This is a genomic window from Amycolatopsis sp. TRM77291, assembly GCF_054166285.1.
On record NZ_JBSZHF010000001.1, the window covers coordinates 1,720,275 to 1,746,761 of the forward strand.

22 protein-coding genes are annotated in these 26,487 nt (G+C 69.2%); 15 read left to right on the plus strand and 7 right to left on the minus strand.

The genetic code is table 11. The features are described 5' to 3' along the window. Nucleotides 1–57 precede the first annotated feature (57 nt). From tdh to ACXIZN_RS08215, 4 genes are read left to right on the plus strand one after another with little or no spacing between them, the layout of a single operon-like run. A complete protein-coding gene (gene tdh, locus ACXIZN_RS08200; protein ID WP_378443463.1) occupies nt 58–1,089 on the plus strand; it encodes an L-threonine 3-dehydrogenase in 1,032 nt (343 codons plus the stop codon). Then, nucleotides 1,089–2,270, plus strand: a complete 1,182-nt coding sequence (locus tag ACXIZN_RS08205) for a glycine C-acetyltransferase (RefSeq protein WP_457953350.1) — start codon at nt 1,089–1,091, stop codon at nt 2,268–2,270. The genes tdh and ACXIZN_RS08205 overlap by 1 nt, the downstream gene beginning before the upstream one ends. Next, on the plus strand, nt 2,267–3,181 hold the full coding sequence (locus tag ACXIZN_RS08210) for a LysR family transcriptional regulator (protein WP_457953352.1): 915 nt from the start codon (nt 2,267–2,269) through the stop codon (nt 3,179–3,181). The genes ACXIZN_RS08205 and ACXIZN_RS08210 overlap by 4 nt, the downstream gene beginning before the upstream one ends. 39 nt (nt 3,182–3,220) lie before the next feature. Further along, nucleotides 3,221–4,222, plus strand: a complete 1,002-nt coding sequence (locus ACXIZN_RS08215; RefSeq protein WP_457953354.1) for a TerC/Alx family metal homeostasis membrane protein — start codon at nt 3,221–3,223, stop codon at nt 4,220–4,222. Here the strand turns inward: ACXIZN_RS08215 and ACXIZN_RS08220 are convergent. Continuing rightward, a complete protein-coding gene (locus ACXIZN_RS08220; RefSeq protein WP_457953356.1) occupies nt 4,219–4,782 on the minus strand; it encodes a TetR/AcrR family transcriptional regulator in 564 nt (187 codons plus the stop codon). The two genes, ACXIZN_RS08215 and ACXIZN_RS08220, sit on opposite strands and share 4 nt — an antisense overlap. Nucleotides 4,783–4,863: 81 nt before the next feature. Here ACXIZN_RS08220 and ACXIZN_RS08225 point away from each other — a divergent pair, with 81 nt between their 5' ends. Then, nucleotides 4,864–5,916, plus strand: coding sequence for an FAD-dependent oxidoreductase (locus ACXIZN_RS08225; protein ID WP_457953357.1), 1,053 nt, complete (start codon nt 4,864–4,866; stop codon nt 5,914–5,916). A 1,365-nt stretch (nt 5,917–7,281) separates the two neighbouring features. On the opposite strand, the gene ACXIZN_RS08230 is transcribed toward ACXIZN_RS08225, so the two are convergent. The 3 genes from ACXIZN_RS08230 to ACXIZN_RS08240 form a co-directional block, all read right to left on the minus strand. Further along, a complete protein-coding gene (locus ACXIZN_RS08230) occupies nt 7,282–8,625 on the minus strand; it encodes an MFS transporter (RefSeq protein WP_457953358.1) in 1,344 nt (447 codons plus the stop codon). Nucleotides 8,626–8,689: 64 nt separating this feature from the next. Beyond that, nucleotides 8,690–9,466 (minus strand): alpha/beta fold hydrolase, encoded by a 777-nt coding sequence (locus tag ACXIZN_RS08235; RefSeq protein ID WP_457953360.1) that lies wholly within the window; start codon nt 9,464–9,466, stop codon nt 8,690–8,692. Continuing rightward, nucleotides 9,463–10,410 (minus strand): LysR family transcriptional regulator, encoded by a 948-nt coding sequence (locus tag ACXIZN_RS08240; protein WP_257485976.1) that lies wholly within the window; start codon nt 10,408–10,410, stop codon nt 9,463–9,465. The genes ACXIZN_RS08235 and ACXIZN_RS08240 overlap by 4 nt, the downstream gene beginning before the upstream one ends. 86 nt (nt 10,411–10,496) lie before the next feature. Here ACXIZN_RS08240 and ACXIZN_RS08245 point away from each other — a divergent pair, with 86 nt between their 5' ends. The 4 genes from ACXIZN_RS08245 to ACXIZN_RS08260 are packed head-to-tail and all read left to right on the plus strand — an operon-like array spanning nt 10,497 to nt 14,387. After that, complete coding sequence (locus ACXIZN_RS08245) at nt 10,497–11,645, plus strand: acyl-CoA dehydrogenase family protein (RefSeq protein ID WP_457953361.1); 1,149 nt, start codon at nt 10,497–10,499, stop codon at nt 11,643–11,645. 17 nt (nt 11,646–11,662) lie between these two features. After that, nucleotides 11,663–12,817 carry a CaiB/BaiF CoA transferase family protein gene (locus tag ACXIZN_RS08250; RefSeq protein WP_457953363.1) on the plus strand — a complete coding sequence of 385 codons (1,155 nt, stop codon included), beginning with the start codon at nt 11,663–11,665 and terminating at the stop codon, nt 12,815–12,817. Beyond that, the gene (locus ACXIZN_RS08255; protein WP_457953365.1) at nt 12,814–13,587 is read left to right on the plus strand and encodes a mesaconyl-C4 CoA hydratase; all 774 of its coding nucleotides are present in this window, start codon (nt 12,814–12,816) and stop codon (nt 13,585–13,587) included. Before ACXIZN_RS08250 ends, ACXIZN_RS08255 begins: the two co-directional genes overlap by 4 nt. Continuing rightward, complete coding sequence (locus ACXIZN_RS08260) at nt 13,584–14,387, plus strand: HpcH/HpaI aldolase/citrate lyase family protein (protein WP_457953366.1); 804 nt, start codon at nt 13,584–13,586, stop codon at nt 14,385–14,387. The genes ACXIZN_RS08255 and ACXIZN_RS08260 overlap by 4 nt, the downstream gene beginning before the upstream one ends. Here the strand turns inward: ACXIZN_RS08260 and ACXIZN_RS08265 are convergent. Next, the gene (locus ACXIZN_RS08265; RefSeq protein ID WP_457953367.1) at nt 14,381–15,013 is read right to left on the minus strand and encodes a TetR/AcrR family transcriptional regulator; all 633 of its coding nucleotides are present in this window, start codon (nt 15,011–15,013) and stop codon (nt 14,381–14,383) included. The two genes, ACXIZN_RS08260 and ACXIZN_RS08265, sit on opposite strands and share 7 nt — an antisense overlap. A 48-nt stretch (nt 15,014–15,061) precedes the next feature. Here ACXIZN_RS08265 and ACXIZN_RS08270 point away from each other — a divergent pair, with 48 nt between their 5' ends. Genes ACXIZN_RS08270 through ACXIZN_RS08280 form a run of 3 tightly spaced genes read left to right on the plus strand, consistent with a single transcriptional unit; the run spans nt 15,062 to nt 18,320 of the window. Then, the gene (locus tag ACXIZN_RS08270; RefSeq protein ID WP_457953368.1) at nt 15,062–15,997 is read left to right on the plus strand and encodes a patatin-like phospholipase family protein; all 936 of its coding nucleotides are present in this window, start codon (nt 15,062–15,064) and stop codon (nt 15,995–15,997) included. After that, nucleotides 15,994–16,842, plus strand: a complete 849-nt coding sequence (locus ACXIZN_RS08275; protein ID WP_457953370.1) for an SDR family oxidoreductase — start codon at nt 15,994–15,996, stop codon at nt 16,840–16,842. The genes ACXIZN_RS08270 and ACXIZN_RS08275 overlap by 4 nt, the downstream gene beginning before the upstream one ends. Further along, on the plus strand, nt 16,839–18,320 hold the full coding sequence (locus tag ACXIZN_RS08280) for a flavin-containing monooxygenase (RefSeq protein ID WP_457953372.1): 1,482 nt from the start codon (nt 16,839–16,841) through the stop codon (nt 18,318–18,320). Before ACXIZN_RS08275 ends, ACXIZN_RS08280 begins: the two co-directional genes overlap by 4 nt. Nucleotides 18,321–18,367: 47 nt before the next feature. Here the strand turns inward: ACXIZN_RS08280 and ACXIZN_RS08285 are convergent, their stop codons facing one another. Both ACXIZN_RS08285 and ACXIZN_RS08290 read right to left on the minus strand, forming a co-directional pair. After that, on the minus strand, nt 18,368–19,120 hold the full coding sequence (locus ACXIZN_RS08285; protein ID WP_457953373.1) for a hypothetical protein: 753 nt from the start codon (nt 19,118–19,120) through the stop codon (nt 18,368–18,370). A gap of 4 nt (nt 19,121–19,124) precedes the next feature. Continuing rightward, nucleotides 19,125–19,715, minus strand: a complete 591-nt coding sequence (locus ACXIZN_RS08290; protein ID WP_457953375.1) for a papain-like cysteine protease family protein — start codon at nt 19,713–19,715, stop codon at nt 19,125–19,127. A 386-nt stretch (nt 19,716–20,101) separates the two neighbouring features. Here ACXIZN_RS08290 and ACXIZN_RS08295 point away from each other — a divergent pair, with 386 nt between their 5' ends. From ACXIZN_RS08295 to ACXIZN_RS08305, 3 genes are all read left to right on the plus strand, one after another. Next, a complete protein-coding gene (locus ACXIZN_RS08295) occupies nt 20,102–22,918 on the plus strand; it encodes a LuxR C-terminal-related transcriptional regulator (RefSeq protein WP_457953376.1) in 2,817 nt (938 codons plus the stop codon). 159 nt (nt 22,919–23,077) lie between these two features. Continuing rightward, nucleotides 23,078–24,535, plus strand: a complete 1,458-nt coding sequence (locus tag ACXIZN_RS08300) for a trypsin-like serine protease (protein ID WP_457953378.1) — start codon at nt 23,078–23,080, stop codon at nt 24,533–24,535. A gap of 27 nt (nt 24,536–24,562) precedes the next feature. Beyond that, nucleotides 24,563–26,101, plus strand: a complete 1,539-nt coding sequence (locus tag ACXIZN_RS08305) for a S8 family serine peptidase (protein WP_457953384.1) — start codon at nt 24,563–24,565, stop codon at nt 26,099–26,101. Nucleotides 26,102–26,487 lie beyond the last annotated feature (386 nt).

Here is a 26,487-nt window from a genome sequence, read left to right on the forward strand (position 1 = left end):
AGGGATTTCAGAAACTCGCGATGGACTGAACAGCACGGCCGGGCCAGACTTCGCGCCATGAAGGCATTGGTCAAAGCCGACCGAGCACCCGGGCTGGAACTCACCGACGTGCCGGACCCCGCCGTCGGCCCCGGCGACGTCGCCGTCCGCGTGCTGCGCGCCGGGATCTGCGGCACCGATCTGCACATCGACTCCTGGGACGACTGGGCGGCGCGCACCATCGCCGCGCCGCTGGTCATCGGGCACGAGTTCGTCGGCGAGGTGGTCGAGATCGGCCGGTCGGTGACGACGGTCAAGGTCGGCGACCTGGTCAGCGGCGAGGGGCACCTCGTCTGCGGAAGCTGCCGCAACTGCAAGGCCGGGCGGCGTCACCTGTGCGCCAGGACCAAGGGTCTCGGCGTGCACACCGACGGCGCCTTCGCGCAGTACGCCGTGCTGCCCGAGATGAACGCCTGGGTGCACCGCACCAAGGTCGACCTCGACATCGCCGCGATCTTCGACCCGCTCGGCAACGCCGTGCACACCGCGCTGTCCTTCCCCGTCATCGGCGAAGACGTGCTGGTCACCGGCGCCGGCCCGATCGGCATCATGGCCGCCGCCATCGCGCGGCACGCGGGCGCGCGCAACGTCGTCGTCACCGACGTCAGCGAGCACCGGCTGGAACTGGCCCGCAAGGTCGGCGTCGACCTCGCGCTGGACGTCTCCTCCTCGACCATCGCCGACGCGCAGGAGCGGCTCGGCATGGCCGAAGGCTTCGACGTCGGCATGGAGATGAGCGGGCGGCCCGAGGCGCTGCGCGACATGATCGCGAACATGTCGCACGGCGGCCGCGTCGCGCTGCTCGGCCTCCCCGCTTCCGAGGTGTCGGTCGACATCGCGTCCGTTGTGCTGAAGATGATCCAGATCAAGGGGATCTACGGGCGCGAGATGTTCGAGACGTGGTACTCGATGTCCGTGCTGCTGCAGGCCGGGCTCGACATCTCGCCGGTGGTCACCCACCGGTTCGGCTACACCGAATACGAGAAGGCGTTCGCGACGGCCAGGGAAGGCCGCTGCGGCAAGGTCATTCTGGACTGGACGGAGAACTGATGTACGGCGCGATGCGCGACGACCTCAAGGCCGGGCTCGCCGGGATCCGGGAAGCCGGGCTGTACAAGGGCGAGCGGGTGATCCAGGGGCCGCAACGGGCTTCGGTCAGTGTCGGCGACGGCGACGTCCTCAACTTCTGCGCGAACAACTACCTCGGCCTCGCCGACCACCCCAAGCTGATCAAGGCAGCCCAAGAGGCACTGGACCGCTGGGGCTTCGGCATGGCGTCGGTGCGGTTCATCTGCGGGACCCAGCAGCCGCACAAGGAGCTCGAGGCGAAGCTGTCGGAGTTCCTCGGCACCGAGGACACGATCCTCTACAGCTCCTGTTTCGACGCCAACGCCGGGCTTTTCGAGACGCTGCTGACGGATCAGGACGTCATCATCTCCGACGAGCTCAACCACGCGTCGATCATCGACGGCGTCCGGCTCTGCAAGGCGAAGCGGATGCGCTACCGCAATCGCGACGTCGCGGATCTGGAAGCCCGCCTGAAGGAGGCGTCCGGCGCGCGCTACCGGATGATCGCCACCGACGGCGTGTTCTCGATGGACGGTTACCTCGCGCCGCTCGACGAGATCTGCGAGCTGGCCGAGCGCTACGACGCGCTGGTGATGGTCGACGACTCGCACGCCGTCGGCTTCACCGGTCCGACCGGACGCGGTACGCCCGAGCTGTTCGGCGTCCAGGACAAGGTCGACGTGCTGACCGGCACCCTCGGCAAGGCGCTGGGCGGCGCGAGCGGCGGCTACACCTCCGGCCGCGCGGAGATCGTCGAGATGCTGCGGCAGCGTTCGCGGCCGTACCTGTTCTCGAACTCGCTGGCGCCGTCGATCACCGCGGCCGCGCTCGCCACGCTGGAACTGCTGGAGTCCTCGGGTGAGCTGCTGGACAAGCTGCGCGCCAACACCGAGCTGTTCCGGCGCCGGATGACCGAGGCCGGTTTCGACCTGCTTCCGGGTGAGCACCCGATCATCCCGGTGATGATCGGCGACGCCGCCAAGGCGGGCAAGATGGCGGATCTGCTGCTCGACCAGGGCATCTACGTGATCGGTTTCTCGTACCCGGTGGTGCCGCACGGCAAGGCCCGGATCCGGACGCAGATGTCGGCGGCGCACTCGACCGACGACGTCAACCGGGCCGTCGACGCGTTCGTGACCGCTAGGTCCATGATGGACGAATGATCGATCCGCGACGGCTGCGCGTGCTGCGAGCCCTCGCCGACCACGGCACCGTGACGGCGGCGGGCCAGGCGCTGCACCTGACGCCGTCCGCGGTCTCCCAGCAGCTGGCCGCCCTCGAAGCGGAGTGCGGCCAGCAGCTGCTTCGCCGCCGGGGCCGGCGGGTTTCGCTGACCCCCGCGGGTGAACTGATGGTGGTGCACGCCAACGCCGTCGCGGCCGAACTGGAACGCGCGCGGGCCACGCTGGCCGCGCTCGATTCCGGCGTACAGGGCCTGGTGCGGCTGGCCAGTTTCGCCTCCGCGATCACGATGGTCGTCGCGCCGGCGATCGCCTCCCTGCGGGCCGATTCGCCCGGGGTCTCCATGCAGGTGCAGGACGTCGAGGGGCACGCGAGCATCCCGCTGCTCCTCGACGGCGAGGTCGATCTGGCGATCACCGAGGAGTACCGGCTCTCGCCACGGACGGATGAAAGCAGGCTCACCCGGTTCCCCTTGTACGTGGAGCCCTTCGACGTCGTGCTGCCCACCGCGCACCGGCTCGCCGGATCGTCCGAAGTGGACATCGACGAACTCGCCGACGACGAATGGATCGCGCCGAAGCCCGGGAATCCGTGCCGCGACGTGCTGATGATCGTCTGCGCCAACCCGGCGATCCGGCACGTCTCCGACGATTTCCACGCGATCACCACCCTGGTCGCCGCCGGCGAGGGCGTGGCACTGGTGCCGCGCAACGCTTTCGCCGCCGTCCACGGAGCTGTCGCCGTCCCGTTGCGCGGCGAGCCGCCGCTGCGCCGCGTGTTCGCCGCCGTCCGGCGGGGAAGCGCGGACCACCCGCTGCTCAAGACCGTGCTCGCCGCGTTGCTGGACGCGGCGCCGGGTCATGCGAATGCGGACCGCGGGAGTCGCACATAGGATCTTGGCACCAGCCGTCGAAGGAAAGACAGGGTGCGGATGCTCCAGATCGATGCCCTCACCTGGACCGTCACGATCGGGCTGGTGCTCGGGCTCCTCGCACTCGATCTCATCCTCGCGGCGGTGCGGCCGCACAAGGTCGGTTTCGCCGAGGCGGTGGCCTGGTCGGTCGGCTACATCCTGGTCGCGGTGGCGTTCGGCGTCTGGCTGACGCTGGCGCACGGTGGCGACTTCGGGCAGCAGTACTTCGCGGGTTACATCGTCGAGAAGAGCTTGTCGGTCGACAACCTCTTCGTCTTCGTGATCATCATGAGCACCTTCGCGGTACCCGAGGAACATCAGCACAAGGTGCTCACGTTCGGCATCGTCGTCGCGCTGATCATGCGCGCGATCTTCATCGCGCTCGGTGCCACGCTGCTTTCCTTGTTCTCCTTCATGTTCCTGTTGTTCGGGCTGCTGCTGATCTACACCGGCGTCCAGCTGTTCCGGCATCGCGACGAGGATCCGGACGTCGAGAACAACGTGGTGGTGCGGTCCGCGCGGAGGCTGCTGCCGCTGTCGACCGAATACGACGGCGGCAAACTCGTCACCCGCTTGGACGGGAAGCGGGTGGGCACGCCGCTGGTCGTGGTGCTGCTCGCGATCGGCGGGATCGACCTCCTGTTCGCGCTGGACTCGATCCCCGCGGTCTTCGGCGTCACCGACGAGCCGTACCTGGTCTTCGCGGCCAACGCGTTCGCCCTGCTGGGCCTGCGGGCGCTGTACTTCCTGGTGAAAGGCCTGCTCGATCGCCTGGTGTACCTGTCGGCCGGGCTCGCGGTGATCCTCGGGTTCATCGGGGTCAAGCTGATCCTGCACTGGGCGCACGTGGACATCGACGAGAGCGTTCCGGAGATCTCGACGCCGGTCAGCCTGTCGGTGATCATCGGGATCCTCGTCGTGGTGACGGTGGCCAGCCTGCTCAAGACCCGCAAGGATCCCTCCGCCAAGGCGCATCCGGGCTCGCTGCGCGGATCCCGTCCCGCTTCCGAAGAGGATTAACGCCAGCCTCGTTCGAGGAGGTCGAAGATCCGCTCGACGTCCTCCTTCGGGTCCGGGCGGCCCCGGGTGAGGGCCGGAATGTCCAGCACGAAGCGCGCGAGCGCGTGGCAGGCGATGTCGTCGGAGTCCGCTCCGGTCTCTTCGGCGATCGCGACGCCGAGCGCCGCGGCGTGCCGCGTCCACATGCGCTCGCCGTACTCCTGCAGTGCCGGGGTGCCGGTCACCAGCGCGGTGAACTCGGCGTACTGGGGATGCGTCGTGAGCGGAAGCCACGTCGCGAGCACGTACTCGCGCAGCGCCTCGACGATGCTCTGGCCCTTTTCGCGCTCCCGGACCGCGGCGACCAGGCGTTCTTCGCGGTCCTGCGACTCGTCGAAGACCAGCGCCTCCTTGCCGGGGAAGTGCTTGAACAGCGTCGTCGTCGAGACGTCGGCCGCCTCGGCGATGTCCCGGATGCTCACCTGGTCGTAGCCCCGCGCCAGGAACAGGTTCAGCGCGGCGTCCGCCAGCGACCGGCGGGTGGCCGCCTTCTTGCGTTCACGCCGTCCCGGTGTCTCCATGAGCGCACCCTACCGCATGGGTTGTCGCGGTCACTAAGTTGACTCGTTGCACTTTTTAACTCGTTCTGCTTTTCTGGGGTCATGACGATCAGCATCATCGGAGCGGGTCCCGGCGGCCTGACCTGCGCCCGCATCCTGCAGAAACACGGTGTTCCCGTGACGGTCTACGACCGCGACCCGCATCCCCGGGCACGGAACCAGGGCGGCACCCTCGACCTTCACGCGGACGACGGGCAGCTGGCTCTGCGCGAAGCCGGCCTGCTCGACGAGTTCTTCGCACTCGCTCGCCCGGAAGGGCAGGAGATGCGCAAACTGGATCCCCTCGGACGGCTGCTGGAGCACCACGTTCCTGCCGAAGGGGAGATGTTCAAACCGGAGATTGATCGCGGTCAGCTCCGTGAGCTTCTGCTCGACTCGCTGGAGCCGGGCACTGTCCACTGGGGACGGACCTTGGATCGGGTCGAAGCTCCCGGGCGCTTGCTGTTCACGGACGGAGCGACGGTCGAGACGGATCTGGTCATCGGTGCCGACGGCGCGTGGTCACGGGTCCGACCGGCGGTTTCGGCGGCCGTGCCCGAATACGCCGGGATCACCTTCCTGGAGGCGTGGTTCGACGACGTCGAGAACGCGCACCCCGAACTCACCGAACTCGTCGGCCAGGGCAGCGCGATGGCGGCCGACGGCGAGCGGTGCCTTTTCGCCCAGCGCAACAGTGGAGACCACATCCGGGTCTACATCATCCAGCGGCTGCCCGCGGACTGGGCCGGGTCAGGCGCGGACGTCCGCGGCCGGCTGCTCGACGCGTTTTCCGGCTGGTCGCCTTCGATGCTGCGGATGATCACCGACAACGACGGGCCGTACGTCGATCGTCCGTTGTACGTCCTGCCCGTTCCGCACACGTGGGAGCAGAAGCCTTGGGTGACCTTGCTCGGCGATGCCGCCCACCTGATGCCGCCGCTCGGCGTCGGCGTCAATCTGGCCATGGTCGACGCTTGTGGACTCGCCCTCGCGCTGGCCGGTTCTGCTTCGGTCGGTGATGCTGTTGCGCTTTATGAGAAGACCATGTTGCCACGGTCGGAGGAGATCGCGCGGCGGCTGGAGAATGGTGCCGATGGGCTGCTCGACGTCGATTAGTGTTGTTGTGTAAGGGAAATGGTCTTTTTGTCGGTGGTCGGTTGTAGTTTCGGTGTGTGGATACACGCGACGCCGTTGTGGCGGTACTCAAGGAAATCACGTCGGCTGATGTGCTTCGGGAGGTCAATGCGGTGCTGGATGTGTTGGAGGATGAGGATGCTGTGGCTGTCGCGGTGGCTGCGTCGGAGGGGATCGCGCGGTTGGAGNCCGAAAAACGACCACGGTTGCCCGCAGGGCTGATTTCGTTGCCGGAACCCGGCCACCGAGCCAAGGACTGCGCACGCTGTGATGGCGTTTCGCGGCCTGTGGCTGCGCCCATACAGCTAGCGCCCGGCGTCTGTCGCCGAAAAACGACCACACCGCCCAGCCCTGCGACCATTGCCGGAATGGGGCTACGAAGCTAGGGACGGTGCGCCGTGTGGTGGCGCCTCGCGGTTGTGATCCGGTTGGCGTCCGCCCCCGCGAGTTGCGCAATCGACGCCGCGGCCCGTCGCCGAAAAACGACCACGGTTGCCCGCAGGGCTGATTTCGTCGCCGGAACCCGGCCACCGAGCCAAGGACTGCGCACCCTGTGATCGCCCCTCGCGGCTCGTGGGCGCGCCCGTCATACAGCCAGCGTCCACCGCCCGTCGCCGAAAAACGACCACACCGCCCAGCCCTGCGACCATTGCCAGAATCCGGCTAGAGAGCCAGAGATCGCGCACACCACGTGATGGCGCCTCGCGGTTGTGATCCGGTTGGCGTCCGCCCCCGCGAGTTGCGCAATCGACGCCGCGGCCCGTCGCCGAAAATCGACCACGGCGCCCAGTCCTGGACCATTGCCAGAATCCGCCGATGGAACCACAGACCGCGCACCACGTGATGTCGCCTCATGGCTACGATCCGGCTGACGCCTGACAACCCGAGTTGCGCAATCGAGCCGAGGCCCGTCGCCGAAAAACGACCACGCTGCCCAGGCCTGGATTCGTTGCCAAAATTCGGCTACGGAGTCAGGAGCGGTGCACCATGCGGCGTTGTCTCGCATTTCGTGGCTACGGCCCGACGCAGGTCCTCGCCGTCGCCGCAAAACGGCCACGGAGGACGGTGCCTCGCGGCGACGTCGCACCAGTCCCGCCACCACATCGCCCCAGTACCGAAATCCGACGACGGCTGAGCCCACGGACAGACCTCCGTACGGATAAGTGCGACGACAATCCTCGACATGGCACCCGCGACAGTTGCCAAGATTCGGCAACGCCCACACCGCCGGGCCCAGATCCCTTGCAACCATCCGCCGGCCCAGCCGAGAAAGCGTGGCACCCGCCCGTAACCGAAATTCGGCCACGGCGAGATCGCAACACGTGAGACCCCGAGAGGAACCACGTCCTACCGCACAACAGAATCCCGCACAGGTACCTCGCCGATCTCCAGCGCGGAGTCACGCGAAGGCTCCCGCACCACCAAAGTCGCCACGAAGGTCAACGCGATACAACCGGTGACCCACCAGAAGAACACGCTCTCGTGCCCCGCCTGCTTCAAGGCCAGCGCGATGGGCTCAGAGAGCCCGCCGAACACCGCGGTCGCCAGGGCGTGCGGCAAGCCGACGCCGAGAGCTCGGACGTTGGTGGGGAACATCTCCGCCTTGATGATGGCAGACAAGGCGGTGTAGCCACTGAGGAAGATCATGGCGGTGATCATGAGCAGGAACGCCACCCACGGATCCCCCGTCCTGCCCACGAGCGTCATGATCGGCACGGTCAGCAGCATGCCGCCGACGGAGAAGCCGAACATGACCGGGCGCCGCCCCCAGCGGTCGGAAAGGGCGCCGGCGACGGGCTGCATGAAGATGAACAGGAACAGGGCGGCGAAACCGATGAGCGAAGCGGTCGGCTTCGGGATCCCCGCCGTGTTCACCATGTACTTCTGCAGGTAGCTGGTGAAGGTGTAGAACGCCACCGTGCCGCCGATGGCGAGCCCCAGAACGGCGAGAACCTGGCGACGGTGCTCACGCAGCAGGACCCGCAGGCCGCCGCGAGAAGGCGAGCCGGAAGAGCGCTGGAAGTGCTCCGATTCCACCATGCTGCGGCGGAGGTACATCACCACGAGTCCGGCGACGGCGCCGAGCACGAACGGGACCCGCCAGCCCCACGCGTACATCTGCGCCTCGGTGAGCAGCGACTGCATCACGATCATCACCAGCAGGGCCGAAAGCTGCCCGACGGTGATCGAGACGTATTGAAAGCTCGAGTAGAAGCCGCGCCGCCGCGGGGTGGCGATCTCGGACAGGTAGGTCGCGCTCGAACCGAACTCACCGCCCACCGAGAGACCTTGCGCGAGCCTGGCGACCACGAGGATCACAGGCGCGAGCAGGCCGATCGACGCGTAACCCGGGGTGAGGGCGATGGCCAGCGAGCCGAAGCTCATCAGCGTCACGGACAGGGTCAGCGCGGACCGGCGGCCGAACCTGTCGGCGTAGAGGCCCAGCAGCCAGCCACCGAGCGGGCGCATCAGGAAGCCGACGGCGAACACGACGGCGGTCGAAAGCAATTGCGCCGTCAGGTTTCCCTCGGGGAAGAAGCTGGCCGCGAAATAGATGCTGAACGAGGCGTAGACGAACCAGTCGTACCACTCGACCAGGTTGCCGAGGCAGCCGCGGACCACGTTCGCGACGACGCCGGGTTTCTTGTGCGGCAAGGGAAGCTCCTTCGCTCCGGGAACGCCGACCATCATGAGCTGTGATCCCTGCGGTTGAGAAATAGAAATCCGCGATGGGTACATACCCGGTCGGCATGGTCTACCCGAGGAAGTCGCTCACCAGCTCGCTCGATTCGGGACGGCACTCGTCGAAGTAGGCATGGCGCGCCCCGGCGAAGAGGTGCATTCGCGCGTCGGGAATCCGCTTCGTCAGCAGCGGCGCGTTCGCCACGGGGGCGAGAAGATCGTCGTCACCGTGCAGGACCAGCGTGGGCGCGGTGATCTCCGGAAGCACGTCCCACGCGTCGTGGGTGTTGCTCGCGACGAGGTGTCCGCGCACGGCGTGCGGCGGCATGCCGTGCGCGCCCAGCACCCGGTACGGACCGGGATTGGCCGCTCGCCAGGCGGGCGTGTACATCAGGTCCTCCAGCGTCTCCCGTGCTTCCGCGGACGACCGCCGCGCCAGGGCCAGCCGCACGTCGTTCGACCGCTCGACACCGTGCGTGCCACCCGGCGAGGTACAACCGAGCACGAGCCGCCGCACCCGGTCGGGATACCGCGCGGCGACCCACTGCGCGACGCGGCCACCCATCGAGGTGCCGTAGACATCGGCCTCGCCGACCCCGAGTTCGTCGAGGACCGCGATCACGTCGTCCGCGAAACCCGGTGTGGAGTAAGCGGAATCGGGCGCGTCACTCGCACCCGTACCGCGGTAGTCCATGGTGATCGTGCTCGGGAAGTCCCCGCGCGTGCGATCCCACCAGGTGTGGTCGTTCGCCTGCCCGGCCAGCAGTACGAGCGGTCTGCCCGTGCCGTGCCACTGGTAGGCCAGCCGGGCACCGTCGGCGGCGACGGCGTTGCCGGTGAGCGTGCTCATTCTTCTCCTGTTCGGTCTTCCCAGAGCCGTGCCGAGGGCCATTCGCCCTCCCGCACGGTCCGGTGGATCTGCCGGACCAGTGCCCGCGCGACGGCGTCGACGGCGGGCGTGACGCGCCCCGTCCTGGGCGTGCCGAGGACGACGGTGCGCCAGACCTCCGGTTCGCACACCGGAGCCGCGCTCAGCGTGCCGTCCGCGACGTCCGCGGCGATGCCGATGCCGGGAAGGATCGTCCAGCCGTGCCCGCCGAGCACGAGGCGTTTCTGCAGGGTCATGGCGTTGGTCTGCACGGCGACCTCCGCCTCGGCGCCCGCTTCCCGGGCCGCGCCGTCGATGAGGGTGCGGAGCGCGTGCCCCTCGGAGGGCATGACCAGCGGATGCGCGGCCACCTCGGCGAACGGCACGGGGCGCGCGGGATCGAGCCCGGCCGACGGGGGAGCGACCGCCCACAGTCGTTCACGGACCAGCGGACGGACGTTGAGCGACGGGGTGCTGGTCAGGTTGTAGAGCAGGCTCAGGTCGACGTCGCCGTCGTCGATCCACCGCTGGAGATGCCCGGAGTACGCGGTGAGCAGCCGCAGTTCGATCCCCGGATGTTCGCGGAGCACTTCCGTGGTCAGCGGCGCGGCGAGCCGTTCGGCGGCGCTCTCCAGCAGGCCGACCGTGACGATGCCGGTGACCACACCGGGTTTCGGGGCCAGCTCGGCACGGGCGCGGTCGAGTTCGGTGAGCGCCCGCCGGGCACGCTCGACGAGCGTCGCGCCCGCCTCGGTCGGGCGCATCCCGTGGCGGGTCCGCTCGAACAACGGCACCCCGAGCTCCTGCTCCAGGGTGCGGATCTGCCGGGTGACGGCGGGCTGGACCAGGTGCAGCAGCTCGGCCGCGCGGGTCACGCTGCCGACCTCGGCGACCGTCACCAACGCCTTGAGCTGCTTGAAGTCCACCGTCGCCCCTGCTCATCGCGGTCCGGTATGCGGGCATCATGATTCGGTATTTCACATACCGTCTCATCATCGCTCATGATAACCACATGACCGAGGAAGAGACCGAGATCGTCGCGCTCGTGGCCGGGTTCGTGGATCGTGAGGTCCGGCCCGTCGCGCGGGAGCTCGACCACACGGACACCTATCCCGAGAAGCTCGTCGACCAGATGAAGGCGATGGGCGTCTTCGGGCTGGCCGTGCCCGAGCCCTGGGGCGAGACCCAGGTCTCCGCGGAGTGCTACGCGTTGGTGACGGAGGAGCTCGCACGCGGCTGGATGAGCCTCGCCGGCGCGATGGGCGGCCATACCGTCGTCGCGAAACTCCTTGCCACATATGGCACTCAGGAGCAGAAGGACACCTACCTGCCGAAGCTGGCCACAGGCGAGATCCGCGCGACGATGGCGCTCACCGAACCCGGTGGCGGCTCGGATCTGCAGGCACTCCGCACCACGGCGCGACGCGAGGGCGACGAGTACGTGGTCGACGGCAGCAAGACGTGGATCACCAACGCGCGCCGGTCCCAGCTGGTCGCGTTGCTGTGCAAGACCGACCCCACCGCCGAACCCGCGCACAAGGGGATCTCCATCCTGCTGGTGGAGAAGGGGCCGGGTTTCGAGGTCTCACGGGATCTGCCCAAGCTCGGTTACAAGGGGGTCGAGAGCTGCGAGCTCTCCTTCGACGGCTTCCGCGCGCCGGTCACGGCACTGCTCGGCGGAGTCGAGGGCCGCGGATTCGCCCAGATGATGCGGGGCCTGGAGATCGGCCGGATCCAGGTCGCCTGCCGGGCACTCGGCGTCGGGCGGGCGGCGCTGGAGGATTCCCTGCGCTACGCCCAGGAACGCGAGAGCTTCGGCAAGCCGATCTGGCAGCACCAGTCGATCGGCAACCATCTCGCGGACATGGCGACCAAACTCGAGGCCGCCCGCCAGCTGGTGCACCACGCGGCGCGACGTTACGACTCTGGCGAACGCGCGGACATGGAGGCGGGGATGGCGAAGCTGTTCGCCTCCGAGGCCGCGATGGAGATCGCGCTCGACGCGGTCCGCATCCACGGCGGCTACGGCTACTCGACGGAGTTCGACGTCGAGCGGTACTTCCGTGACGCGCCACTGATGATCGTCGGCGAGGGCACCAACGAGATCCAGCGCGGAGTGATCGCGCGCCAGCTGATCGAACGGCACCGCATCCCGTCCTGAACACCGAGGAAGGCAGCATGCGTCCACCATTCGAGGGAATCACCGTCGTCGCGCTGGAGCAGGCCGTCGCCGCTCCGTTCGCCTCGCGTCAGCTCGCCGACCTCGGCGCCCGGGTCATCAAGATCGAACGCCGCGGAACGGGCGACTTCGCCCGCGACTACGACCGGACGGTGCACGGGCAATCGAGCTACTTCGTGTGGCTCAACCGGGGCAAGGAAAGCGTCGAACTCGACATCAAGGATCCGGCGGACCGGGCGCTGCTCGGCGCGATGATCGGCAAGGCGGACGTGTTCCTGCAGAACCTCGCGCCCGGCGCGGTGGAACGGCTCGGTCTCGACGCCGGGACGCTGCGCGCGGAACGTCCTGACCTGATCCACTGTTCGATCTCGGGCTACGGCCCGGAAGGTCCATATCGGACGAAGAAGGCCTACGATCTGCTGGTGCAGTGCGAAACCGGGCTCGTGATGTCCACCGGCACCCCGGAGACACCGGCCAAGGCGGGGATCTCGATCGCCGACATCGCCACCGGGATGTACGCCTACAGCGGCGTCCTCACCGCGCTGTACGACCGCGAGCGCACTGGCGAGGGAGCGAGCCTGCACGTCGCGATGATCGACTCGCTCGGCGAATGGATGAGCCAGCCCGCCTATTTCTCCCGTTACGGCAAGGAACCGCCGCGGCGCACGGCGGCGGCACATCCGTCGATCTCGCCCTACGGCCCGTACCGCACCGGGGACGATCGGGTCTTCCTGAGTGTCCAAAGTGAACGGGAGTGGATCGTACTGTGCCGGGACGTGTTGGGACAGGAGAAATTGGCCGAAGATCCGCGCTTCCGGACCAACGACGACCGCGTCGGCAACGACGGCGAACTCACCGCGATCCTGGAGGAGGCCTTCAGCGGCTTGACCGCGGACGAGGTCGGAGACCTGCTGGAGCGCGCCGGGATCGCCAACGCCCGGCTGCGGACGCCGGAGCAGTTCACCCGCCATCCGCAGCTGGCCGCGAGGAATCGGTGGCGCGAGGTGGAAACCCCCGCCGGGCCGCTGGAGGCGTTGCTCCCACCGGTCGAGGTCGCCGGCCGGGAGCCGATCATGGGGCCGGTACCCGCGCTGGGGGCGCACAGCGAGTCGATCCGGGCCGAGTTCGGTGCCCTTCAGGAGGTGCGAACGTGAAGGAAATCCTGCAGCCTGGTCCCGCGGAGGCGCTGGCTTCGCTGCTCGACGTCGAGCCGCCGGATCTGGACCGCGACGGCCTGCCCCTGCTTTGGCACTGGTTCTACCTGCTGGACCGGCCCGCGCAGGCCGATCTGGGGCCGGACGGACACCCGGTCCGTGGCATGGAGCCGGGGCGCCGCCGGATGTGGGCGGGCGGACGGGTGCGGACATTCGGCCCGCTGCGGTGCGGGCTGCCCGCCGAGCGGCACACGGAAGTGCTTTCCACAGAGGAGAAACAGGGCCGCACCGGACGGCTGACCTTCGTCGTGACCGGGCACAGGATCGTCCAGGGCGGCGAGGTCGTGGTCGAGGAGGAGCAGGACATCGTCTACCGCGACGCCGCCGCCGGGCGGGCGGAGGCCCCCGTCAAGGAGCCGGAGGTGCCGGCGGCCGAGGACGAATGGGCGATCGACGTCTCGCCGACGCTGTTGTTCCGCTTCTCGGCACTGACCTACAACGCCCACCGCATCCATTACGACCGCGACTACGCCCGCGACGTCGAGGGCTATCCGGGGCTGCTCACCCACGGCCCGTTGCAGGCGCTCGCGATGGCCGAGGCCGCGCGGCGGCGGGGGAGCAGCGGGAGGCTGGCCTTCGACTACCGGCTCATCGCGCCCTTGTTCGACCATCAGGGCATGATCGTGCGAGCGGACGGGGCCGGCACCGCCGTGCGTGATCGCCACGGACGGCGGACGGCGACCGGAACGATGCGGAGCCTCGGCCGGTGAACGAACTCCTGACCGCCGCGAAGACCTTCCTGTTCGTGCCCGGACACCGGCCGGATCGCTTCGCCAAGGCCGCGGCCAGTGGGGCCGACGTCGTGATCCTCGACCTGGAGGACGCCGTCGCGCCCGATCGGAAGGAGGCCGCCCGCGAGCACGTCCGGGCGTGGCTGGCGGAAGGCCATCAGGCGGTCGTCCGGATCAACGCCGCCGGAACCGCTTGGTACGACGACGATGTCGCGAGTGCCGGGCGCGCGCTCGCGGTGATGCTGCCCAAGGCCGAGAACCGTGCCGAGATCGATTCCCTCGCCGGGCGGCTGCCGGGTGTTCCGATCCTCCCGCTGGTGGAGACGGCGGCCGGGATCGCGGGCGCGGTGGAGGTCTGCGGCGCGGACGCGGTGGTGCGGCCCGCTTTCGGCAGCGTCGACCTGGCCGTCCAGCTCGGGGTCGACCACCGGTCACACGAGGCGTTGCGGTACGCGCGGTCCGCGCTCGTCGTCGCCGCGGCGGCCACGGGAAGGGCGGCCCCGATCGACGGTGTCACCACGGCACTCGACGACGACGCCGCACTCGCCGCGGATGTGGAGCACGCCAAGACCGTCGGGTTCACCGGGAAGCTGTGCGTGCATCCGCGCCAGGTCGCCGCCGCGAGCCGTGGGCTGGCCCCGTCGGACGGTGAGATCGAGTGGGCGCGGGACGTGATCGCGCGCGCCGGGGACGGCTCGGTGACCGTCGCCGGCGGCCAGATGGTCGACAAGCCGGTCGAAGCGCGGGCCAGGGCGATCCTGAAGCGCGCCGATCACTGACGGGCCGCGATCCCGTCGTACATGACCCGGCGGACCGCCCGGCTCATCGCGGCCTGCCTCTCCGGTGACGGGTCGCGCAGTTCGGACAGGATCGACGCGAGGATCATGCCGTTGATCGCGCGGGCGGTGGAGTCGACGTCCAGATCGTCGTGCAGGTAGCCGAGGCGGACGCCGTGATGCAGGTAGCCGGCGGTCAGTTCGGCGGCGGTCTCGTAGAAGTCCAGCACCCGTTCCCGCATCTCGGCGTCGATGCCCGCCGCTTCGAGCAGGAGGAACCGGGCCATCCGCGGGTCGCTGCCGAAGATCCGGGCGAGCGCGTCGCCGATCCGCGCGCTCTGCCTGCGGTACTCGGCGAGGCTGCTGACCGCGTCCGGCGCGTTGTCCGCGGCCAGCGCGCCGACCACCTTCTCGACCAGGTCCGTGATGACGTGGTCGACGATGTCCCGTTTGTTCTGGAAGTACCGATAGAAGGTGCCGTGCCCGATGCCCAGCCGGGCGGCGATGTCGGCGATCCCCGTCGCGTGGTAACCGCGTTCGGCGAAGCAGTCGAACGCGGTCTCCACGATCTCGCGCCGTAGTTCCTGCTTCTTCCGTGCGGCCCTGCTGACCGGGGTCTCCGTCGTCATCCCGCCAGCTTATTGCCCGGCGCGTTCAAATGACATACCGTTCCGGAAATGACACGTCATTCCGCGAGGGCGCTGGTGCTCGGCTGCGGCGGGACCCTGGGATTCGCCTGGACCGCCGCGGTCCTCGACGCGCTCGGCTGGGATCCCCGCGAGGCGGACGTCCTGGTCGGGACCTCGGCGGGGGCCGAGGCGGTGGCCATGCTCGGTGCGGGCATCCCGGCGAAGGCGATCCTCGACGCGGTGGCGGGCGCGCCCGGCGGTGACGCCGTCGTCGCCGCGCACGTCCGGCGGATGCCGGGCAGGCTCCCGCCGGTGCCGTTCCCGCGCTGGCCCGCGGCCGGATTGGTCCGGGCCGCGCTGCGCCGGGAAGTCGACCCGCTCGCCGGTCTGGCGGGTCTTCTACCCCAAGGCAGGGAAGACGCCGGCTGGCTGCGCGAACTCGGTGACGCGTTGGCGCCCGACGGCTGGGTCCCGCATCCAGCGACCTGGCTGATGGCCGCGGATCCGGCCGGGAAGCGGATCGCGCTCGGCTCCCCGGGAGCGCCGCCCGCACGCCTCGGCGAGGCGATCGCCGCGTCCTGGGCCATCCCTGGCTGGTTCCCTCCGTCCGTTGTGGACGGACGGCCGCTGCTCGACGGCGGCACGGTCTCCCCGACGTCGGCCGATTTCCTGCTCGGCCGCGACATCGGCGAGGTCGTCCTCATCGCGCCGATGAGCAGCGAGGGCGGAGCACCGGCCCGCGGCGCGGCCCGGCTGGAACGCCTGCTGCGGGCGGCGATGACCAGGCGTGTGGACGACGAGGTGCGGCGGCTGCGCGCGGCAGGTGTCCGGGTGGTCCGGATCGAACCGGCGCCGGCGGATCTCGCCGCCATGGGTGCCAACTTCATGGACGGACGGCGGCGCGAGCACGTGCTCGCCACGGCGTTGAGGACGGCACCGGGCCTGGTCGCCGACGCCTTCGCACGAGAGGGAGTGCGCGCATGAGCAAGTACCCGGAGCTCGACCTCGACGGCGCGCACGTGGCGATCACCGGCGCGGGGCAGGGGATCGGCCGCGCGACCGCGGAACGCATGGCCGCGCTCGGTGCCCGCGTGTCCATCGGCGATCTCGACCTCGAAGCCGCGAAACGGACCGCCGCCGACGTCGGTGGCACCGCGCATCCCCTGGACGTCGCCGACCCGGCGTCGTTCGCCGCCTTCCTCGGTGACGCGGAACAGGCGAACGGGCCGCTCGCGGTGCTCGTCAACAACGCCGGGATCATGCCGAACGGCGGTTTCCTCGACCTCTCCGACGAACTGAACCGGGCGACCATGGAGGTCAACGTCTTCGGCGTCGTCCACGGTATGCGGCTGGCCCTGCCCGGCATGCTGGAGCGGGGTCGCGGCCACATCGTCAACGTCGCGTCGCTTGCCGGGAAGTTCCCGGTCAAGGGGCTGGCGATCTACAACGCCAGCAAGTTCGCCGTCGTCGGGCTGACCGCGGCGACCCGGCTGGAGTACGCGCCGCACGGCGTGAGCGTCTCGGCCGTGCTTCCGTCGGCGGTCGACACCGCGCTGGCCTCAGGGCTCGACATGCGACCGATCCCGAAGGTGAAACCGGGCCGGATCGCGGACGCCGTCGTGGCTTCCGTCCGCACCCGCGCGGCCGAGATCGCCGTGCCCGGCTATGTCGGCGCGCTCGCCACCCTCGCGGCCGTGACACCCGAACCGGCGCTCGCCGCGTTCCGGCGGCTGGTCCGCGACGACCGCGCACTGCGGCCCGATCCACCGGAGCGGGCCGGCTATCGCGCCCGCCTCCACCAGGACACCCACCGGGAGGAAAACGCATGAACGCGCAGTACGACGCCGTCGTCGTCGGAGCCGGTTTCGGCGGGATGGGCGCGGCGATCCAGCTCAACCGGCTCGGCTACGACAATCTGCTCATCCTCGAACGCGAGTCGGACCTCGGCGGCACCTGGCATGTGAACCGCTATCCCGGGCTGGCCGTCGACATCCCATCGGCCACCTACTCGTACTCGTTCGAGCCGAATCCGCACTGGTCGCGGCTCTTCGCGCCGGGCGCGGAACTCAAGCGGTACGCCGAACACGTCGCGGACAAGTACCGCCTGAGGCGCTACATGCGGTTCGGCTCGGTGGTCACCGGCGCGGTCTGGGACGAGGCGAACGCGCATTGGACGGTCTCGCTCGCCGAGGGTGGGCCGGTCACCGCCAAGTATCTCCTCACCGCGACGGGATTCCTATCCCAGCCGAAGAAGCCCGACATCGCCGGCATCGACACGTTCCGCGGCAAGGTCATCCACACCACCGCCTGGGACGACGACCACGACCTCGCGGGCGAGCGGGTCGCGGTGATCGGCACCGGCGCGACCGCGGTCCAGCTGATCCCCGAGATCGCGAAGGTCGCGCGGGAGCTCACCGTGTACCAGCGGACGCCGATCTGGGTGAGCCCCAAACTGGACTTCCCGGTGCCCAAGGCGGTCCGGCGCGCGTTCGCCGCGGTCCCGCTCACCCAGCGGGCCGCCCGGCTGACCGGGACGGCGCTGCTGGAACTGATGATGGTCTCCGGTGTCCTGCACTACAAGCAGCTGCCGATGGCGAACCGGCTCGGCAAGCTGTGGTGCCAGGCGCATCTGCGCCGTCAGGTGCGGGATCCGCGGCTGCGCGCCGAACTGACGCCGCGCTATTCGTTCGGCTGCAAGCGCCCGACGTTCTCCAACGAGTACTACCCGGCCTTCACCAAGGACCACGTGCACCTGGAGACGACCTCGATCGCGAAGATCGACGAAACCGGGATCGAGACGGCGGACGGCCGTCGGCGGGAGATCGACGTCCTCGTGCTGGCGACCGGATTCGACCTGTGGGAGGCGAATTTCCCGGCGATCGAGATCATCGGCCGCGACGGCCGGAACCTCGGGAAGTGGTGGCGGGAGAACCGTTTCCAGGCGTACGAGGGGGTCGCGATCCCGAAGTTCCCCAACTTCATCTCGCTCAACAGCCCGTATTCCTACTCGGGACTGTCCTATTTCACCACCATCGAGACGCAGATGCGGCATATGGACCGGCTCTTCGGCGCCATGCGGCGGCGAGGCGCGACTGAGTTCGAAGTCACGCAGGAGGCCAACGACGCGTTCCTCGACCGGATGACCGAACGCCTCGGCGACTCGATCTTCACCCTCGGGAACTGCGCCCCGGCGAACAGCTACTACTTCAACCCGCACGGGGAGGCGACCCTGCTCCGGCCGTCCTCCACGTTGAACGCCATCAAGGAGGCACAGAGCTTCCCCATCGAGGACTACACGTTCGCCTAGCGGGCGAGGGGTGCCGGAACCCCGCGCGGTCCCGGCACCCTTGACGCTTACTGCTTGCGAAGCCGCAGCGTGACAGCTGCGCCCGCGGCGGCGAGGAAGACCGCGCCGAGCGCGTACGGCCACCACGGAACCTCGTTGTCGCCCACCGGGGCGGAACCGTAACCGCCGGCGGCACCGGTGCGGTCGTAGGTCGAGCCGGGCAGCTTGTCGCCGTAGCGGCTCTGCAGGGCTTCGCGGTACGCGGCGAGCGTCATCGTCTCGCCGGTCTTCGCCACCGACGAGCCGTCGAGGACGGTCACGGTGTCCCCGTCGACGGCGTACCAGGCGCCCGCCTGAGGTTCGCTCAGGAGGTAGCCCTTGCCGACCCGCGCCGCGAGGCGCTTTTCGACGTCACCCGAGGCGACGTTGTAGACCGACCAGCCCGTGCCTTCGCGCTGCGACCACACGGTGGCGGCATCGCCGTTGCCCAGGGTGGCGGGAGTGGCGACGTAGGCGAGCTCGGCCGGGACCGAGGAAGTACCGGCGATGAAGGCGGCGGTCGGCTGGTACACCGCCACCGGTGTCCGCGGATCGGCCTTGGCGGTCCTGGCCGCGATCGCCGTGTCCGCCTTGGCGGCGCCCGGGAACTGCGCTTTGGCGAGCCGCTGGGTGGTCGCGTCACTGGTGACCACTGTGGACACCGCGGCGAGGTCGGCGGCGGTGGGCGCGCCGCTGGGGGCGTCGGCGGCGGAGGCCTGGCCGCCGAGTGCCAGTGACAGTCCGAGAGCGAGGATCGTGGCGCCGAGGAAGGTTCGCTTCATGGTTTCAGTCCTTGATCCCGTAGACGGTGTGGGTCCAGGTGAACGAGTTGTTGGACCGGTAGGCGTTGTAGCTCATCTGGTTGTAGCGGGGGCTCGAACCCCACGGGTCGCCGTAGTACACCGTCGTCGCGCCGTTCGTGTTGTCGTAGCCGTAGAGCACGTGCATGTGGCCGCCACCGTTACGCCAGCCGATCCGGGTGCCGATCGGCTGCCGCACGTCGACCTGGCCCTTGATGGAGGCGAAGCTCAGCGTCTGGCCGGACGAGCTGTAGGTACCGACGTTGCTGAACCCCAGCCAGCGGAACACCCGCTGCTGATCGCTCAGGTAGCCCTGGTTGTTCGCGCAGTCCGTTCCGGACTCGTTGTGCGCGATCTGGCAGAACTTCGTCTGGGTGAGGGAATGCCCCCACCACGCGGCGATCGTGTTGCCACTGGCGTCCCAGCACCAGTTGCTCTTCTCCTGTGCCTGCATCCTGATCGGGATCGTGGTGGCCGCCGTGATGGCGGGTGCCGCGGTGGCGGGCGCCTGCAGGGCGACCAGCGCGGCGACACCGGCGCAGGCCGTGGCCAGCCCGCGCCTGAACGAGATCTTCATCGTCGGAACACTCCTAACTGGATGATCGAACGCGAAGCACGCGCGGGCGGCTACCCGTAAGGGATCAGGTGGGGACTCCGGCTACCCGAACGAGTGGCCGACCGGCGCGAGCAGGGGGTCTGCGCTGTGGCGAAGTGACAGAGGGGCACTGCGAACAGTCTGAGATTCACCCTCCGGTGGTCTCGTGGCAAGGTTCGCGGCAATACCTAAGGGTCCGTATTGCCGCGGCGGGGGCCGGTGTCACCGCAGGTCGGCGTCGACCGTTCGAGTTAACGGTGCGGTGAGGTCGTGACTCCGGTGGTGTGGACCAGCGGAAAGCGCGCGGCTCTTGGTCACTGTTCGTGTTCCCGCCTTTCGGCGGGTGTCCTCTCGGTATGGTCCCGGGCATGCCGACGATCGGTACGGCACCGGTGTTCGTGGCCCGCGACGCCGAATTGGCCGAACTGGTGCGCGTCGCCACGCGCCCGCCGTCGGTCGCCGTCGTCGAGGGCGAGCCGGGGGTGGGCCGGAGCCGGCTGCTCGAAGAACTGGCCGCCCATCCCGGGATCGCGACGCGCGTGGTCTGGTCCGCCCGGTGCGGTTCGTTCGCGCGGCCGTGCCGGCTGGCGCCGTTGGTCGACGCGCTGCTCGCCAGGAGCGCGATGGCCGCCGCCCACGCGGCGGGCTTCTCACCGGTGACCGGGGTCCTCCGGCGGCTGATCCCCGAATGGTCCCCGTGGCTGCCGCCGTTCCCGGAGAACGCGGACGCCGAGACCGTCCGGCAGCAGGAGTTCCGAGCCGTGCGCGAAGTGCTGGCCGGCTGCGGTCCGGCGGTACTGGTGCTCGACGACGTCCACTGCGCGGACGACGACACGAGGGAGTTCGTGCGCGGGCTCGCGGCGTCCCCGGCCGCGGGGCTGAGCGTGGTGGTGAGTACGGCGGCGTGCGGGCCGCGGCGATTCCCGGCGCCGCGCGAGACCGCCGCGCAACTCTCGCTCCCGGCGTTCACCGCCGCCCAGGTGCGGACGCTGCTGGACGCGTCTTTCGGCCGCTGCGCACCGGATGTCGCCGAAGCGGCGCACCGGCGCACGTCCGGGATCGCCGTCGACCTGACGGCGTTGGTCCAGAGCGTCGGCGACACGGCCGAATCCCTTTCGGCGGACAAGCTGGCCTCGGCGACCGTGCCGCCTGCCGTGCGGAGCCGGGTTTCCGAGCTGATGGCGGCGATCGGCCCGGCCGCACAGGACGTCGTCCGCGCGGCGGCGGTACTGGGATCGCCCGCGGGGGAACAGGATCTGGGCGCGGTCGCAGGCGCGTCCGCGGAGGTCTCCGGTGCGATCACCGAAGCGGTGGAGGCGGGGCTGCTGCGGGACCTCGGCCGCAGCCGCTACGTCTCGGGGAGCCCGCTGATCGCCGAAGCGGTCTACGCGTTGCTTGCCGGACCTCAGCGATGCGCGATGCACGGACGAGCCGCCGCCCGGCTCGCCGCGAGCGCCGAACCTTTCGCGTCCCTCATCGCCCGTCACGCGCGGCTGGCCGGCGACATCGCCGCGTGGACACAGTGGACCGGCGTCGCGGTCGACAACGCCATCGAAGACGGCCGCACCGAGGAAGCGAGCCGCCTGCTCGAAGCGGCCTTGCGGGACACGGATCTCCCGCGGACCGCGCGCGAATCGTTCGCCGTCCGGCTCGGCAGGGAACTGCCGCGCAGTATCGCGCACGCCGGCACGGTCCGGCTGCTGCGCGAGATCCTGCGCGAATGGCCGCTGAGCAAGGCCGCGCGGGGCGAGATCCGCGTCCACCTCGGGCAGGTGCTGATCAACCAGGTCGGCAAGGTCGAGGCGGGCAGGCTCGAGATCGAACTGGGCGCGGCCGATCTCGGCAGGCGGCAGGCGCTGCTCGCCAGAGGGCTGGTCACCCTGGCGCTGCCGCATATCGGCACCGTCCCGGTGGAGGAGAACCTCCGCTGGCTCGCCGAGGCCGAACAGGTCAGCAAGGGGGAGCACGACGCCGGATTGCTCGCCGCGATCACCGCGAACCGGCTTTCGGCGCGTATGCAGATCGCCGATCCGGCCGCCTGGCAGGAGATCGCGGATCTGCCGAGGGCACCGGAGTCGGCGGAGGTCTGCCGCCAGGTGGCCCGCACCTACATCAACCTGGCCGACGCGGTGGCGTGGAACGGGCACTACCCGGTGGCGCGGGCCTACCTCACGACGGCGCGGCGGCTGATCCGCGACGACCATCAGCCCTATCTCGACGCGCTCGCCGACGGCACGGAACTGCGCCTGGATCTCGCGATGGGGGAGTGGGCGAGTGTCGCGGAGAAGGCGCGCGCGATGCTGACGCGGGTCGACAAGGACGGTTCGCTGGCGGCCGAGCCGTTGCTCGTGCTCGGCTGGTACGAGTACGGGCAGCACCGGCCGACGGCGGCCCTGCGTAGTTTCGACGCGGCGTTCGCGCTTTCCGCGGGCAGTGTGCCGGTGCAGGCTTCGGCGTACGCGGGCCGCGTCGCGGTCCATCAGGCGGGCAAGGATCTGCAAGCGGCCCGGCGCCTGGCCGAGTTCGGCCTGGAGACCGTGCGCCGCAAGAACAACTGGGTCTGGGCGGCCGAGCTGATGCCGTTCGCCGTGCGCACGATGCTCGGGCTCGGGCAGCACGTCGAGGCGCGGGAACTGCTCGCCGAGTACCGGCAGGGCATCGACGGCAAAGACGCCCCGGTCGCGAACGCGTCGGCGCTGCTGTGCCGGGGCATGCTCACCCAGGCGCGCGGCGAAACGCTTCCCGCCGCGGAGCTGCTGCTCGGAGCCGCACAGGCCTACAGCGCGCTACCGCTCCCGTATTTCGCCGCATACGCCGACGAACTCGCGGCCGGTTGCTTCTCCGAAGCCGGAGCACAGGAGCGCGCCGTGGCCTCCTTCACCACCGCGGAGACGACGTACGCGGGTCTCGGCGCCGCCGTGGACGCGCTCCGCTGCCGCCGGTCGCTGCGGCGATGCGATCCGGAGATGCCCCGGCGTGGCCGCAAGGGGTACGGCGAAGCGTTGTCCCCGAGGGAACTCGAAGTCGCCAGGCTCGCGGCCCAGAACCTCACGAACCGGGAGATCGGCGAGCGGCTGTTCCTGTCGCCGAGGACGGTCGAAATCCACGTCGGACGGGCGCTCCGGAAATTGGGGCTGCCTTCGCGCACCGTCCTGACCGCTGATCTGCTCAGCGACATTCCCTAAGGGCACGTATTCGTCCGTTCGCTGGGTAAGGCTTAAGAAACCGCTGGTCAGGGGTGGTTTCTTTAAATAGTGGGGCGATCGCCGTATTCCACTATTGTTCCGTTTTCGCCGCCGATCGACAGTTGTCGGGCAGTCGCGCTTTCCTCGAAAGGAATCACCGTGAGCAGAAAACGGATCTTGGGCGTGGTCGCCCTGACCTTGGCCGCGCTGGCGCCGGCGGCGGGTCTAGCTGGTGCGGCGCCGTCGGACCCCCTTGGCGCCATCACCCCGACCGACGCCGCACCCTTGCCGACCGGTGGCGTCCACGGCCAGAGCATCGGTGGCTCGCCCGCGTCGGTGAAGGACTACCCGTACGTCATCGCCGCGCTGCGGGAAGGCGGTTCGCGGCCGAAGGGGCAGAGCTGCTCCGGCTCCGTCATCGCGCCGCGGAAGGTGCTGGTCGCGGCCCACTGCAGGGAATTGGCAGGCGAGAAGAGTGTCCTTTACGGACTGGACGACCTGAAGAGCGCGGGCGGCACCCAGCTGAAGGCCGTCGACTACAAGATCCATCCCGAGTTCACCCAGCCCTGGTACGGCTACGACGTCGCGGTGATCACCGTCGACGGCGACATCCCGGTCCCGCCCGGCGGCTACGCGAAGGTCGCCACCTCCGCGGACACCGGTCTGGAGACGCCTGGCAAGGACGGGTTCAGCCTCGGCTACGGCAAGAAGGACATCAACGACTCCACTCAGGACGTCACGCTGCACAAGCTGACCCTGCCGATCGTGAACGCGAGCCAGTGCACCGGCGTGGAGAACGGCGTCGACCCGAAGACGATGATCTGCGCCGGCTACTCCGACGGCCGCAAGACCATCCTCCCCGGTGACAGCGGCGGCCCGTTCGTCGTCGACGGGAAGGTCGTCGGCGTCGCTTCGTGGAGCCGCAGCGACTTCCGCTGGTACAGCGTCTACAGCAGGCTCAACAACGAGATGGGGGACTGGGTCGCCCAGCAGATCGGCGGCGAACAGCCGGGCGACGTCTTCACCCTCGCGGCTTCGCCTTCGTCCGTGAAGGTACAGCCGGGCAAGTACGTGTCGGCGAGTGTCACGAGCAAGCCGGGCAAGAACGGTGCCGAAAACATCACGCTGTCGGCGTCGGGCCTGCCCGAGGGGGCCAAAGCCACGTTCCAGCCCGCCACGATCAAGGCGGGCGAGGTGGCGAAACTGACCATCGAGACCGCATCCGGCACTCCGGAAAAGGCTTACCAGGTCACGATTTCCGGAAAGGGAACCACCGAAACGGCCACCGCGGGCCTGTCGCTCACCGTCGGCGCCGGCGAACCTCCCGCCGGCGATCTGAAAGTGACCGTGAACCCGTCTTCGGGATCCGGACGCGCGGGTTCACTGGTGAGCGCGACCGTCACCGCGACCGGCGGAACCGGCTCGATCACGCTGTCCGCCAGCGGATCCGGGTTGCCGATCAACCCGTTCTTCTCGCCGCAGAGCGTGTCGAGCGGCGGCAGTTCGACCATGCAGGTCTTCGCGCCGTTCCAGCCGGGCACGTATCCGGTCACGGTGACCGCCAAGGACGGCGGCGGCAAGACCGCGACCACCACGTACACCCTCACCGTCCAGTGATCTTCGTCGAAACAGAGGGGACTTCCCATGCGTGACAAGACGAAAACCCTGCTGGCGCTCGGCCTGCTGAGCCCGCTGCTCGCGCTCGGGGCCGGGACGGCCGTCGCCGCCGAGGCCGAAGGCGTCGTGATCCCGGCCAAGGAGCACTACGGCGACCAGTACATCGTCGTTCTCCATGACGTCGCCGCCGCGGGGCAGTCGGCGTCGGCCGATCTGGCGAAGCGGTACGGCGGCGAGGTGCGTTCGGTCTGGACGTCGGCCGTACGCGGCTTCTCGGCCAAGAGCATGACACCCAAGGAAGCACGGAAGCTGGCCGCCGACCCGTCGGTCAAGGCGGTGTACGAGGACGGCACCGCGCGCGGCACCGGCACCCAGCCGAACCCGACGTGGGGCCTGGACCGGGTCGACCAGAAGAACCTTCCGCTCGACAAGGCCTACACCTACCCCAACGAGGGCGCGGGTGTCACCGCGTACGACCTCGACAGTGGCATCAACCCGTCCAACCCGGAGTACGAAGGCCGCGCCAGCCTTGGCAAGGATTTCATGGGCGGTGACGGGAAAGACTGCCACGGGCACGGCAGTCACACGGCGGGCACGATCGGCAGCAAGACCTACGGCGTCGCGAAGAAGGTCAAGATCGTCGGGCTGAAGGTGCTGGGCTGCAACAACTCCGGGCCGGACTCGGGCATCATCGACGCCGTCGACTGGGTGACGGCCAACGCGCGGAAGCCCGCCGTGGCGAACATGAGCCTGACCATGGACGCCCCCGGGGTGGGGGACGACGCGGTGAAGCGGTCGATCGCGTCGGGCGTCGTCTACGGCGTGGCGGCGGGCAACGCCTCCACCGACGCCTGCAACACCAGCCCGGCCCGGGTGCCCGAGGCGATCACGGTCAACGCCTCGGATTCCTCGGACAACCGGTCCTCGTTCTCCAACTACGGGAGCTGCACCGACATCTTCGCGCCCGGCACGAACATCACGTCGCTGAGCCCGAGCAACGGCGGAACCGCGGGGATGAGCGGGACGTCCATGGCGACACCGCATGTCGTCGGCGCGGCCGCGCTGTACCTGTCGGCCAACCCGGGCGCCACTCCGCAGCAAGTGCGGGACGCGCTGGTGAACGGCGCGACCGCGGGCGTCATCAAGAACGCCGGCAGCGGCTCGCCGAACAAGCTGCTGAACGTCTCTTCGATCGGCAGCGGTGGCCCCGGCCCGCAATGCGGGGTCAAGTCGAACACCACGCCGGTGTCCATTCCGGACGCCGGGGCGGCGGTGACCAGCTCGGTGACCCAGGAGGGCTGCGACGGCAGGGCTTCCGCGTCGCTGCCGGTGAAGGTGGACGTCTCGCACACCTACACCGCGGACCTCGTGCTCGACCTGATCGGGCCGAGCGGCAAGGCCTACCGGCTCAAGGACTCCGGCGGCGTCGGATCGGCCGACGGTGTGCACCAGACCTACACGGTCGACGCCTCCGGTGAGGCGGCCAACGGCACCTGGAAGCTGAGCGCGCAGGACGTCTACCGGTTCGACACCGGCTCGATCGACGGGTTCGCCATCACGTTCTGAACCCACTGAGGCTCGCCGGCAGGGCGGGGAGGGAAGCACCGGCGGGGCCGCTTCGGCGGTCCCGCCGGTGTCCGTTCGCAGGGGCGTGTCGCGAAAGCCACTTTCGGGACATCAGAGGTCGCGAAAGTGGGGCGGTTTCAACTGGTTGTTGCAAGTAGTGCTTTGTCGAGTGCTTGTGCTGGTGTGAGGAGGCCGAGTGTAGGGCGTGGTNGTTGCGAAAGCCACTTTCGCAACCTTCAACGTTGCGAAAGTGGCTTTCGCAACACACCCCGCCCTGGTCCGGCAACCCCTTGGCAGCTTCCGGCCACCGGCCGAACCATGCCTTGACGCTAACTAAGCCACCCTTAGTTTCCCCCTATAACTTTCCAAAGGGGGCGAGATGCCGA